This is a genomic window from Limosilactobacillus urinaemulieris, assembly GCF_932750685.1.
In the GTDB taxonomy this organism is placed as follows: Bacteria; Bacillota; Bacilli; order Lactobacillales; family Lactobacillaceae; genus Limosilactobacillus; species Limosilactobacillus urinaemulieris.
In genome coordinates this window covers 17,381-30,047 of record NZ_CAKOBX010000006.1, presented here as the reverse complement: position 1 = coordinate 30,047, position 12,667 = coordinate 17,381, and the positions used below count along the sequence as shown (strand labels likewise).

Here is a 12,667-nt window from a genome sequence, read left to right as displayed (position 1 = left end):
TAATTTATAATAGTAATATCAAGGAGTGTGATGACGATGGAATTAAGTGGGATTAAAGAGATTGCTAATATTGGTGCTGGAACAATGGGTCACGCAATCGCTCTGCAATTTGCAATGAATGGTTATAATGTTAAAGTTTATGATCGCCAGCAAACGGGACTTCAGCGTGGCGAAGAACTAATTCGTCATGATCTGAAAACATTTGTTGACGCTGGAATGGTCGCAGAAAAGCCGGAGAAAATTTTAAGTCGGCTAACTTATACAACTGACCTTACTGCTGCTTGTCAAAATGCAGATTTTGTAATTGAATCAATTGTTGAGAATGAGGAAATTAAGAAGTCTGTTTGGACAGAGATTGAGAAAATTGTTAAAGAATCAGCAATCTTGGCAACTAACACCTCAGGATTAAGCCCAACTGCTCTTCAAAGCGTCCTCCACCATCCGGAACGATTTGTTGTTGCCCACTTTTGGAATCCTGCACAATTGATGCCATTAGTTGAGGTTGTTCCTGGTAAACAGACTGATCAAGAAACGGTTGATGTTACCGTTAAACTCATGAATAAAATTGGTAAACACGCAGTACCGCTTAAGAAGGAGGCACTTGGTTTTGTCGGCAACCGAATTCAGTTAGCGGTCTTACGTGAAGCCTTCCACATTATCGATCAAGGTATCGCTAGTCCAGAGGCAGTTGATGATATTGTTAAATATAGTCTAGGCCGGCGGTGGAATTTAGTTGGGCCAGTTGCTAGTGCAGATCTTGGTGGACTAGATGTTTTTAAGAATATTAGTTCATACTTATATGCAGATTTAGCTAACGAAACCGGAACCGATCCAGCACTCGCTAAAAAAGTTTCCCAAAATGAATTAGGATTAAAGACGGGAAAGGGCTTCTTTGATTGGCAAGGGGATGCCGGTAAGAAAATTGTTGAACAACGGGACCAAGCACTCCTTAACCAGCTTAAGAATGATCAAAAATAATTATTGAAATAAAATTAGCTCTCAGAATAAATCAAATGGGCAACTACATGTCTAATTGATTTTCATTGCGTCTGAGAGCCAATTTTGCTTTTAAACGAAATTATCCCTAAATTTTGACCTGGATTGATATTATTTTCAGTAACGAAGTGTTATTTGTATATAATAACACTTCATAAATCTTGATATAATAGGATCACGTTTTAAATAAAATAATAGATGTGTTATTATTGTGAATAGCAAAATAATAACATTACCAGTATTAGGTGGGGAAAATGAAACAATTAGTACTACCAATTAAGGATTCAAACATTCTTTCCGAAGTTCAAGACACACTCCTTCATAATTTTAAGGCTGGGCGACGAAACTACACCATCTTTCAAGTTGGTAAAGCGACATTATTGCGAGTGAGTGATGTTTTACGCTTAAAGCAATCAGATGTCTTTGAAGAAAATGGCTTATTGCGTGAACATGCCTTTATTAAAGATAAGAAAACCGGTAAACAAAATACCTTGTATTTACGACCGGTTAACCAAGATCTATTAATGTATCAGCAATGGCTTAAAAAGATGCATTTTGAGGGAACTACCGAATGGTTATTTCCTTCAATCACGCGACCTACTAAACATATTGATGAACGCCAATTTTACAATGTCATGCACGAAGTTGGCGAGTTGTTAGATATTAATTATCTTGGAACACATACGATGCGTAAAACGGGGGCTTACCGAGTTTACGTTCAGAGTAACTATAATATTGGTTTGGTGATGAGTCTGCTAAACCATTCCAGTGAAGCCATGACACTAAAGTATCTAGGCCTTGATCAAACCAGTCGAGAGCAAATGCTAAATAAAATTGATTTTGGTTAGTTTACATAATATTTTATCTATTAAAAAATAGCGGTTCTCGTTAGCAAAAACCAACGAGAACCGTTTTTCAATATTCTATTATCAATACGAACGATAATATTGTCGTGGTCGATCAGCGATCGGTCGTGAATATTTGCCAGTTGCTTTAATTGGACCATCTGCTTCATTGCTTTTGTCGATCTCATAATCATCGTCAGCAGCAAATGGAACTGGAATTTTTTGTGAATTATCAACCGTTGTTGTCCCGTCCTGATAGTTAATCCTTATTCCGGGCTCAACATTAAATAGATAAACATTGAAATTAAGTGTTCCATCTGTTGAAAGCGCTTGAAGATTAATTCCGCGAGCAATTGTTTCATTATTACGAAAAATTGGTGTTGCTTGGAAAATAACATGTTTACCATGTTCAATTGCATGACGAACTTCCGTTTCGTAGATTGTCTTGATCACCAACGGCACTTGGTTGATACTTACCAGTTATTTTATTAAGACCGGCTGTTAATGAATAAGCGATTAAGTGACCACGATTATAAATCAACAGACCATTACGATTAGGATGCCAACCAGCAGGTTCAACGGTTTGCTGAACTCGTAAACTAGTATTAGCATGATTCCGTTGTTGAAGGAATGCGGTATTACTAGCCGATGTTCGTTGCTGAGCATCAAGTTGTTGATAGTTAACATGGTTTGTTTTCCATGACTTAGGGTTCAATGTCGATTTGCCGTTGTTTAAATAGATAATAGGATATTGACCAGAATGATAATTTAATTGTGCCAATATCTGTTTTTGCTGACTAGTGATTCCGCCAACAGTATTTGATGATCGGTGATCGTAATTTTGTTGAAAATGGTGTCGTGATTGGAGTTCCTGATAATATGGATAGCCATATGAAACGCCAATCCCAATGCCAAATCCAATGATAAATAATAAGCCAATTTTAATTGCTTTAATTAGCCGCAAAAGAAGTTTCTCCTTAGTAATTCAAAGTATTTGTATTTTAGTTAGTCGATAGTGAGGAGTCAAGTTATTAAAAACGAATTTACCAATTATTTAATTACTAAAGTTGAGTCTATATATAGAAAGCTAATTAAGCAAGAAATGAGTGCTGGGGGTACTTTTTAAGTATCTCTAGCATTAAAACTATAATTTTAATGACAGGTTTCTAAAGCAAAATGCTTTAACCCTCTTTAAATTAACTAGTCTTAATCTGTCCACTTTTTACCCATGTTCTTATTTAACTTAGTTTTAACTGGTCTGAGTCGCTTAATTCCAATTAAACGTTAAATAATTTTTGACAATTCCAGTAAATACAAGGATTTGATGATTAGTTCTGGATATTTCTGCCAACCAGATGCTTAATGTGACCTTTGATGGAATTAATGGTTTTCAGTTAAAAAAACTAATTCTTTAACTGAAATTGTGACATAAATCCGATTACTTTCACAGTACACGAATAAACGAACTCCAGAGTTGCTTTACCAGCAATCTGGAGCTCTATTTGTACTTTCTAAAGACTCTTATCTTCACTTTTATTCCTAAAATTTGGGTCAGAGGAGAGAAATTCTAGCAGATGTTTATGTTGGAAATCCTCTTAGATCATAAAAAGGCCATACTAATTAGCGGTTCTCTTAAATTAAGTTAAACTAATAATTCTCCCCTGCTCTCCCCTCACCTGATTGATTATCGTTCATGATGTCTAACATTCGTTGGCCGGTTTCAGGATGACGATAGTGGTAGCAATTACGTAGTGACGGTTCTTGCCATAATTGTTTAAGAATTTTTTCTATATTCATATTTTCGGCAATAATATTTAAGAACAAAGCTAAATTCTTGACTTTTCGTCGCTTCAATCGCATTTGCTGAAGCTGATTGGCAAATTCATTTGCATTTAACCGACTAAGATCTGCTAGTTCTATTGTATGCAAATAATCTTGAAGTAATTCCTTATCGTAGCATTTTAATGCTTTGTCAATCAGAGGCTTTTGCGCCATCACTCTTACTATATAACTAAGTGCTATAAACGTTTCTTTAGCATTATATCTTTCAAAGTCAATTTGGGGAATTTCAATTGGATCCTCAATTGTATTTATGGGTTGTTGGTTAATTGAACTGAAATGTTCCTGCAGTTGGGTGTCTAATTGTTCTAACATCATTAAAAGAAATGCTGAATTTGTGGTTCCATAGTTACTTTCAAATGAGGCAGGAAAAGAACTATTCAACTCTTTATTAGGCCACACAATCGCACCGGTTTTAAGATTAATTACATAATTACTCAATGGGTTCCAATCTGGATACTTATTCCAAATTTTCTTATTAACTCGGATCGTATTTGCAGTAGCAGCGGCCTTATCGAATTCACGCCACCGTCGAACCTCACTATTAACGGTTTTAAGAAAGACTCCCTTACTCGTATTAAAGTAATATTGTCCATCTGGTGCATCAATTGCGATTGCGTAGTACTTATTATCGGTTATTTTTAGCGGACAAGTATAGTTGTCTTGGGGAATTCCATCAGGAGTCAAAGCAGCCTTAATCTCTTCTTGATCAGGTGACAGTTTAATTAATTTACTCGACTTAACATCTAAATAATAAAAACGTTCTGTCTTCTTTTTTGCAAATAATGTCGGATATTTGGCCTTCAATTGTGGGAAAATTTGGTTGATCTCAATAGCTGAGTTCCATTGAAAATGCCCCGTTTCTTTCCTGGTGAATCGTTCATTAACTGACCAATAGTTATTATTTCCCTTACTCGAACGGTATACTAATTCGTAAGTCATTAGCTTCCCCTCCTTGAACATTAGTTCGATAACAATATTTTATCAAATATCACTGCATTTTTCGAACAAATATTCGGGAAAATACTAATTATTTCCGTTTAAATAACCGTGACAATAGCCCTGGTTTAGACTGTTGGTTTTGTTCCTGCTGCTTAGCAATCGTCTTCATCATTTCTGTCATCATCTTGTTTTGCTGCTCATCGCGTTGCTTCTGAGCTTTTAAATATTCTTGCATTGCATCAGTTTGCTTATCTTTTTGATGAAGGCTATTATAATGCTGCCTAATTAACAGCTCTCCGATGAACTCGTCAAATTTATCAATATCAAGAATCATCCCATTATTGTATTGCTCAATTGCAACTCCCAATTCACGAGGAAACATATTGAAATAGTTATCCAAAGTCTGGTTAATATTCTCGTAGGTACTCCCCTTAAGATTATTGAAAATTGCTTTTGATACCGTAAAATGTTGCTTATCCTCACTGTTAAATGACACATGCTTAAAGTCATCGTCTTTAATTAACATTTTCCAGGTAAGACGGTTTCGATCAACCTTATAATCATAGTTATGGTCAATAATTCCCTTTAATTCGTCTTGAAGGCCAAACTTAGCAAGTAATTCTTTGACGATTTTTCGGGTGAGACTTAAGTAATCATCAACTAAGTCCTGTTCATCTAATCCTGACAGGTTAACCAATCGTTGATTTAATTCATAAACAACTGCTTTATAGATATGATCGTTAATATTATTTTGGAGGATACCGTAATTACATTTTTGCTTTTCTGGTGGTAACCATCCGGCTTCAAATGATAAATAATAAACCCGCTTAGTAATTTCTTCCAAATTATTAATATCACGACCACCAATATTATGGTTCATCGCAAAAATATTAACGTTATGAATATCCGTAATGGTATTGGACCATTGTTTAATTGCGTTCGTGGCGACCTTACTATGAAGAAAATTCTCGTTTAATTTGTCCACGATCATTGGTGAAATGAACCGCTTTGAATTAAGGTAATTACCAAGGAAATTAACTGCTTTATTTGTATGAGCACCAGTTCCCCGATTAATTTCTGAATATTGAAGGTTCATCCCCCGATCACCAATAAACGGTTTAAAGTAATCCCGAACTAAAAGGGTCTTCCCTGTAGTCCCCCTACCAATTAGGACCATTGATAGTGGTACTTGATCAGCACTTTTAGCATAATTGGACTTACGATAGATTTGCCGGATCTTCCAGATTAGTGGAGCCGTCATAAGATACATAAATGCAGATAATGCCTGCTGACTTTCATCACGAACCTTGTTATATTTAAAACTTTTGATTACTTTAACAAAGTTTTCGACATCGTCCCGAGTAACATTTTTAACATGATCTTCTAGGGGAATGAATTCATGAGAGTTGGGTTGCTGAACTAATACATTATCGTCAGCATATGACCATAGAGGCTGCGGGTAGAGTGTATTAGCTTCCACGACATTATTAGCCGGTTCTTCCAGGTTATTATAGACAATCTCTTTAACCTGATTCTTAATTTCTTCAGTTTTCCGTCGTTTATTTCCTTTAGGGGTATAAATCGAGTTAATTACCTGTTTAACATCCTTTGGAACCAGTGCATATCGCTGATCTTTTTGCGAATTAGTTATTTTTGTAATATCTTCTACTGGAAAGAGAACAGTATTATCATTGATTTGTTCGACCGTTTGGCTTGTTAGAATTTCGGTAATTTCTTTTGCCGATTTGTCTTTAATCTGATCGATTACTTTCCGATCAAGATAGTTAGTACTATCCTCAGTAAAGTTCTTCTTGAAAAGTTGTTGATGTGTCTGATAAAAAGCTAGATCAGCTGGATTATCCTTTGATCCTGCATACATCCACAGCATTTCAAAATTGTTGGTTAGTGCTTTTTGAGTTAAATTCATCGATCCGTTAAAATCTTAAATTGATTATCATTTTCAACAATATAATACTTGCTATGAAAAAGCTGCTCCTTAGTGAACCGTAATTTTAAGCTTTCGTCAGCAACTCGGGAAATGAATTGTTCATTAGCCGATGTAATTTCTCTTACCCGACGCGTAAGATCAAAAAACTAATTCAAATTTTGCCCTGTTCGCTGATCTTCCATCCCCAAGATTAAATTAACCTGCTTAAATTGTGGAAGAAGATGCTTTTCAATGATCTGAAAACTCCCGACAAACGTAACTCCAGAAAATTGTTCATAGCCTGATACTAATTTCCAAAAATTCGGCTGAGTTAGCATTCGTTGATTTTTAAGATCATATACCGTTAGCATAGTTTGGTCCCTCCCTACTAGTCTTTAAGTATAGGTTATCATCTTTATTCTTGATTTTCTTTCTTAATTTTCTTGCCAAATAGTTATGCTTCTGGTAATATAATTCATGTTGTGCGACACAACCCGTCAACGGGAAATAGCTCAGCTTGGTAGAGCACCTGGTTTGGGACCAGGGGGTCGCAGGTTCGAATCCTGTTTTCCCGATTAATCTAAGAGTCATTCCTCTCTGGGATGGCTTTTTTTATTATAATAGTAGATAAAATTATATATCAGGTGGAATGTAAAATAATGGAATCAGATAAATACCTAAGTTTAATTCAACAGGAACTTACACGGCTTCCTGATTATGTAAATGAATACTATCTGGGAACTAATCATGCAGTTACCACTACTTACCAGTATTTAACGGAGATCCGGCGCTTCTTTGATTGGCTTCGAATCAGTGGCATATCTGGTGCAAAGAGCAATACCGAAATCCAAACTGATGAACTTGCTAAACTACGGCGAAATGACATTATGCTGTACATTGATCATCTTGGTCATACCACTAATGCACAGGGACATTTAAACTCTCCTACTTCTATCAATCGCTCAATTAATGCCTTACGTTCACTATTTAAGTATTTAACGGTGACAGCTGATGTTAATGATGGCGAGCCGTATTTTTACCGAAATGTGATGCTCAAGATCGATTCATTAAATGATACAAAAACATTGAACTACCGTGCACATACTCTAGCGTCTCACATGTATCGTGGCGAAATGAAATTCGACTTTATTGATTTTATCAGTAACCAGTATCCGCAAATGTGTGATAAGCGCGCGTTACCGGCATATAAAATTAATAAAGAACGCGATATTGCAATTATCACGCTGATCCTTGGTACTGGAGTTCGTGTCTCAGAAGCTGCTAACGTTAACTTGGCTGACCTAAATTTGAAGCAGAACTTACTTGATGTCGTACGGAAAGGTGGGCAGAAGGATTCTGTGCCAATTGCACCATGGGCGATGCAGTACATCAAAGCATATTTGGAAATTCGCGCTAAACGATATCACGCCTTAAAAAAGGATACTGCCCTATTCCTTACCGTCTATCATGGTGAAACCAGGCGAATGACAGCTAATGCAATTGAAAAAATGGTTAAAAAATATTCAACTGCCTTTGGTCATCCGCTTACCCCACACAAGCTTCGTCACACCCTTGCTTCTGAAATGTATAACATTACCAAAGATCAGGTGTTAGTTGCCCAGCAGTTAGGCCAGAAAGGAACTTCCGCAACCGATCTCTATACTCACGTTGATCAGCGAAAACAGCGTGAGGCGCTTGATGAGATCAGTAATCATCCAGAAAAAGAATGAAGTTATTGGCGCTCCTTGAAAAGACTGTTAAAATAGAATTTGAATATAATAAACTAAAGGCTTAGGTGAGATTTAAAAGATGAATGGATTAATGGATTCATATTGGTTTCAACTGATTGTTATCATTTTGATTTTGCTGCTAGCAGCACTGTTTACTTTGCTTGAATATTCTGTTGTTAAGGTTCGACCAAGTGAGTTAAAGGAATTGCGTCAAACCAAGAAAGTTCAACGTGCCGAACACATGGTTAATAACCTTAATGAGTACCTATCGACAGCACAGGTCGGGGTTACGATGACTTCCTTGATTTTAGGGTGGATTGGTGATCAATTTATTACCAACTTACTGTTAAAGATCACGGTTGTTCCAGCTGACGTGCGAGAAGTTATTTCCCCTATCTGTGGTGTTCTAATCTTCACGTTCTTTCACGCTGTCTTTACTGATTTAGTACCAAAGAATATGGCAATCGATAAACCAGTTCCAATCCTTCTGGCAATTGTCCACCCGATTCAGTTCTTCCATACAATCTTCTACCCATTTGTATGGTTATTCGCTGTCGTTGCTGCATGGGTAACTAAGCTTCTGGGTTATAATGTCCAACCTGAAGAAGATACTTACTCGCAAAATGAAATTATGACCCTTTCCCAACAGTCTGAAAAAGCTGGTGAAATGGATAAAGAAGACGTTATCTTTATGCAACGCGCATTCGAAATGAACGATAAAGTCGCTGAAGATATCATGATTGACCGGACCCAGTTAGCGGTAATCGATATTACTGCCTCAATTGCTGATGCAGCACAGTTATACTTTGAGAAGAAGTTTACCCGATTCCCGGTTGTTGCTAATAACGATAAGGATCATATCCTTGGTTATATCTTTGCCTACGATATTATGCGGCAAAACCAAATTAATCCTCAACAATCAATTCGGACAATTATGCGAAAGATTCCAATCGTTTATGAAAATGAGCCAATTACTAAGGTTCTCCAAGAAATGATTAAGAAGCAGGTCCCAATTGTTGTTGTTCAAGACGAATATGGTGGAACATCAGGGATTATTACCGATAAGGATATTTACGAAGAACTCTTTGGAACTGTCGGTGAGGAAATTGATCACGCAACATCTGATATGATTGAAAAGAAGGAACCGGATAGCAAGGGTAATCCTACTTATGAAGTTTCTGGTAAAATGCCGCTCGATGATTTTGAACGGTACTTTAATACTAAGATTGACCAGTTCGAAAACTCTGAAGTAACAACTCTTACAGGATTCTTCCTTGAACGGCAATATGACTTAAAGGTAGGCCAGCCAATTAGAGTCGACAGCTTCTCATTTATCCCACTCGATTTACAGAATGCTTACGTAAATAAGTTTAAGGTAATCTACATTAAACCAAAGAAAAATAAACCTAAACAAGAAGATAAATAAGATCAAGAAAACTCCTCGCTAGGAATATTAACCTAGCTGAGGAGTTTTTTGTCTTATTTACTTTTTTCTTTGCCAGAGAAACTTAATTAATGCTTGATCAACTTGTTTATTATCATGAAGTTTTGAGTGTTGAGCATTCTTTCCGGTTACCTTTAATTCAGTATAAGATTTTGCCCGCGATGCAACTAAATACTGAAGTGAACGTGATGAAATGTTATCGACCCGTCCGTCAGTATGGTTACCAATATCACCATAAATATTTAAGACGGCTACCTGACCCTTAGGATAAGCCTTACGCGCTGCCGTCATTTGCTTATAAGTGGCGTTCATGTAATTAGGCTTCCCGTTAGAATCTAGTTTCATACCAGCGGGTTGCTTAAGGTCATCTGGAATACCATCAAACGTTAAACCACCGAAATGCCCTGCAATATCTACCTGCTTCTCTAATTTTGGCATATCTTTGTTTTGGCCGTTACGAAGCATGTAGTAGATAATCGAAATATTCCCAAGAGAGTGACCAACCATATTGATTTTATTAATTCCATATCGCTTCTTGAGCATCTTAACTACATTAGTCGCATATTCACCGTGTTTATTAAAATCAAGCTGGCGATTGTTTTCGTAGTTAACTTCAACAATTGGATTAATTGCACCACGATGCATATTGCCATGGAGGGTGACTTTTCCGTTATTGGTAACATCGGCCCTAATAACTGTATTAGTTACTCCAGCTTTTTTCGCGGCATTAACCATCCCTGTTTCTGCACGATAACTACTCCCACCACCATGGAAAAAGAGCGTTGCCGTTGTTGAATGAACAAATCGATTATTCTTCTGGGTATGGTATACTGCACCACCAATAATTGCCGCTAAAACGATAAGAATTGCAATTGTAGTACCAATTGTACTTTTCTTCATTAGTCAATACTACCTTTCTTTGTAAATGCTAAGCTTAAAATTTTGGCTTGAACCTCTTCAAGTTCGGCCGCACCATCATTAATGTAATTATTAACAAGTCGCTCATTAGCTTGAATATCAAATATTAGGAAATCATGAATTGTTGAAACTTTAATCCCTGCATGACGAAGATGCTGAATAGTCATCGCAATTGCTAGTTCTTCTACCTTGGCTGCTGAAAGTGACGCTGGAGCAACTTCAATAACGCCTTGGTAATAACCATTCATGAAGATTTTATTCATTAGGCACCCCTCCTCCAATTATTTCTCGTTTTAATTATATGCTTAGTTTCAAAGAGCGACAAGAAAATGATCCGTTAACACTGAATGATAATTATGTAAACTAAATATTTTTCACTTCTCAATAATTAAAAAATTGTCCCGCTAGTATTTAACTACGGGACAATCTAATTGATAATCAAAAATATTATTTTTCCCAGAGAAAATTAATTAATAAACGATTAACTTGACTATTATTATGAAGCTTGCTATGTTGAGCATTCTTACCATGGATTTCAATCTCCTGATAAGATTTAGCCCGGCCAGCAACAAGGTATTTCAATGATTTAGCAGAATTGACTGGCACATCTTCATCAGAATGACTGCCATCACCAACATCACCATAAATATTTAGAATTGCAGTATTCTTCGGAAAAGTTTGGCGCAATCCTAATAATCCACGATATGCGGAATCCTGTTGCTCCGGTTCACCGGTTTGCGCATCTACTTTAGCCTCAGCTTCACGCTCCCCAACTAATCCATTATAATGACCGGCAATTGCGACCAAGTGAGCGACTTTAGGCAACTTTTTATTATTCACATTATCATTAATGTAGTTAATAATCTCTAAGTTTCCCATTGAATGACCAACTAGGTTAATCTGCTTATAATGATGTTGTTTTTGCAAAGCAACTACTACATTTTTTACATAAGTCGCACCGTGACGATACCCTTGAGTATAATCATCCTGGTAACCAGCCAATTTATTGTCTTCTAAATTCACTTCGACAATCGGGTTGACTGCATTAGCTGGAATTTGGCGATTAAAGGTAACATTCCCTTTCTTATCAACATTTGCTCGAACAATTGTTTTAGTAACTCCTGCGTCACGAGCAGCATTCGCCATCTTTTCTTCCGCGTGGGAACTACTACCCCAGCCATGGACAAAGATTGTTGGGGTTGATGATTGAACATAGTGGGTGACTGCATGGACACTAGCGGTGAATCCTCCTACCCCTAACAGTGCTACTACTAAAGTAAAAACTAATTTCAAACTTTTTTGCATTTATTTCTCTCCAATTTCCTTAATTATTTTTGCTGGTACGCCAGCCACAACTGTATTAGCTGGAACATCTTTCGTCACAACCGCACCTGCTGCGACAACAGCATTCTTGCCAACTGTTACATCAGGTAAGATCGTTGAATTAGCACCTAACCAGGCATTTTCATCAATCAGCACCGGCTTCATCTCAACCTCATGCCTTCTCTGCGGATCTAGCGGGTGATTTACTGAAATAATCGTTGCATTCGGGCCAACTAAAACATTATCAGCTAATGTAATCCCGCCAAGATCAGTAAACATTACACCGCTATTGATAAAGACGCCTAATTCTTAAATTAGCACCATAGTCACTTCGGATTGGTAATCGGATTTCAACCGAATCATCAATTTGTTGACCAGTAATATCACCGATCACTTAGCGAATTTCTCTTTGACTTGCCGCTCTGCTATTCAATTGTTGAAGAAGGTCTTGGTCTTTTAAAGCGGTTTTAGTAATTTCCTTTATCTCTTTAAGATTTGCGCGTTGCATTAACATCCCTTACCTTATTGATTTGTTATATTCATCATAACTACTTGCGGTAAGAATGTTAAATACTTATATTTTATAACTAACTATAATCAAAAAGAATGGCAAGATCATAAATATGACACCTTAATTAACTTTGATTTTTTATCGCGCTAATTCCGGGTTTCAACTATTTACCGCCTTGCTTTTTTTACAGGG

12 protein-coding genes, 1 tRNA gene and 1 pseudogene are annotated in these 12,667 nt (G+C 36.8%); 5 read left to right on the top strand and 9 right to left on the bottom strand.

What is annotated here, in order from left to right:
• Nucleotides 1–36 precede the first annotated feature (36 nt).
• Nucleotides 37–978, top strand: coding sequence for a 3-hydroxyacyl-CoA dehydrogenase family protein (locus MR181_RS05445; protein ID WP_242335802.1), 942 nt, complete (start codon nucleotides 37–39; stop codon nucleotides 976–978).
• 272 nt (nucleotides 979–1,250) lie between these two features.
• Nucleotides 1,251–1,844: a site-specific integrase gene (locus tag MR181_RS05440; RefSeq protein ID WP_148444626.1), complete on the top strand. Its 594-nt coding sequence runs from the start codon at nucleotides 1,251–1,253 to the stop codon at nucleotides 1,842–1,844.
• 81 nt (nucleotides 1,845–1,925) lie between these two features.
• Here the strand turns inward: MR181_RS05440 and MR181_RS05435 are convergent, their stop codons facing one another.
• The 5 genes from MR181_RS05435 to MR181_RS05415 form a co-directional block, all read right to left on the bottom strand.
• On the bottom strand, nucleotides 1,926–2,294 hold the full coding sequence (locus MR181_RS05435) for a DNA/RNA non-specific endonuclease (protein ID WP_242335801.1): 369 nt from the start codon (nucleotides 2,292–2,294) through the stop codon (nucleotides 1,926–1,928).
• Nucleotides 2,251–2,805 (bottom strand): hypothetical protein, encoded by a 555-nt coding sequence (locus MR181_RS05430; RefSeq protein WP_242335798.1) that lies wholly within the window; start codon nucleotides 2,803–2,805, stop codon nucleotides 2,251–2,253. The genes MR181_RS05435 and MR181_RS05430 overlap by 44 nt, the downstream gene beginning before the upstream one ends.
• Nucleotides 2,806–3,488: 683 nt before the next feature.
• Nucleotides 3,489–4,622, bottom strand: a complete 1,134-nt coding sequence (locus tag MR181_RS05425) for a hypothetical protein (protein WP_242335795.1) — start codon at nucleotides 4,620–4,622, stop codon at nucleotides 3,489–3,491.
• 88 nt (nucleotides 4,623–4,710) lie between these two features.
• On the bottom strand, nucleotides 4,711–6,549 hold the full coding sequence (locus tag MR181_RS05420; RefSeq protein WP_242335792.1) for a hypothetical protein: 1,839 nt from the start codon (nucleotides 6,547–6,549) through the stop codon (nucleotides 4,711–4,713).
• A gap of 167 nt (nucleotides 6,550–6,716) precedes the next feature.
• Nucleotides 6,717–6,920: a hypothetical protein gene (locus MR181_RS05415; RefSeq protein ID WP_242335789.1), complete on the bottom strand. Its 204-nt coding sequence runs from the start codon at nucleotides 6,918–6,920 to the stop codon at nucleotides 6,717–6,719.
• 130 nt (nucleotides 6,921–7,050) lie between these two features.
• Here MR181_RS05415 and MR181_RS05410 point away from each other — a divergent pair.
• From MR181_RS05410 to MR181_RS05400, 3 genes are all read left to right on the top strand, one after another.
• Nucleotides 7,051–7,124 (top strand) — tRNA-Pro (locus MR181_RS05410).
• An 84-nt stretch (nucleotides 7,125–7,208) separates the two neighbouring features.
• Nucleotides 7,209–8,279, top strand: a complete 1,071-nt coding sequence (xerS, locus tag MR181_RS05405; RefSeq protein ID WP_242335786.1) for a tyrosine recombinase XerS — start codon at nucleotides 7,209–7,211, stop codon at nucleotides 8,277–8,279.
• A gap of 79 nt (nucleotides 8,280–8,358) precedes the next feature.
• Nucleotides 8,359–9,705 carry a hemolysin family protein gene (locus MR181_RS05400; protein ID WP_242335784.1) on the top strand — a complete coding sequence of 449 codons (1,347 nt, stop codon included), beginning with the start codon at nucleotides 8,359–8,361 and terminating at the stop codon, nucleotides 9,703–9,705.
• 57 nt (nucleotides 9,706–9,762) lie between these two features.
• Here the strand turns inward: MR181_RS05400 and MR181_RS05395 are convergent, their stop codons facing one another.
• The 4 genes and pseudogenes from MR181_RS05395 to MR181_RS08790 form a co-directional block, all read right to left on the bottom strand.
• Nucleotides 9,763–10,623, bottom strand: a complete 861-nt coding sequence (locus MR181_RS05395; RefSeq protein ID WP_242335780.1) for an alpha/beta hydrolase — start codon at nucleotides 10,621–10,623, stop codon at nucleotides 9,763–9,765.
• On the bottom strand, nucleotides 10,623–10,904 hold the full coding sequence (locus MR181_RS05390) for a hypothetical protein (RefSeq protein WP_242335777.1): 282 nt from the start codon (nucleotides 10,902–10,904) through the stop codon (nucleotides 10,623–10,625). Before MR181_RS05390 ends, MR181_RS05395 begins: the two co-directional genes overlap by 1 nt.
• Before the next feature lie 184 nt (nucleotides 10,905–11,088).
• Complete coding sequence (locus MR181_RS05385) at nucleotides 11,089–11,946, bottom strand: alpha/beta hydrolase (protein ID WP_242335774.1); 858 nt, start codon at nucleotides 11,944–11,946, stop codon at nucleotides 11,089–11,091.
• Nucleotides 11,947–12,358, bottom strand: a pseudogene (locus tag MR181_RS08790) (DapH/DapD/GlmU-related protein). It abuts the gene before it with no gap.
• Between the last annotated feature and the right edge of the window lie 309 nt (nucleotides 12,359–12,667).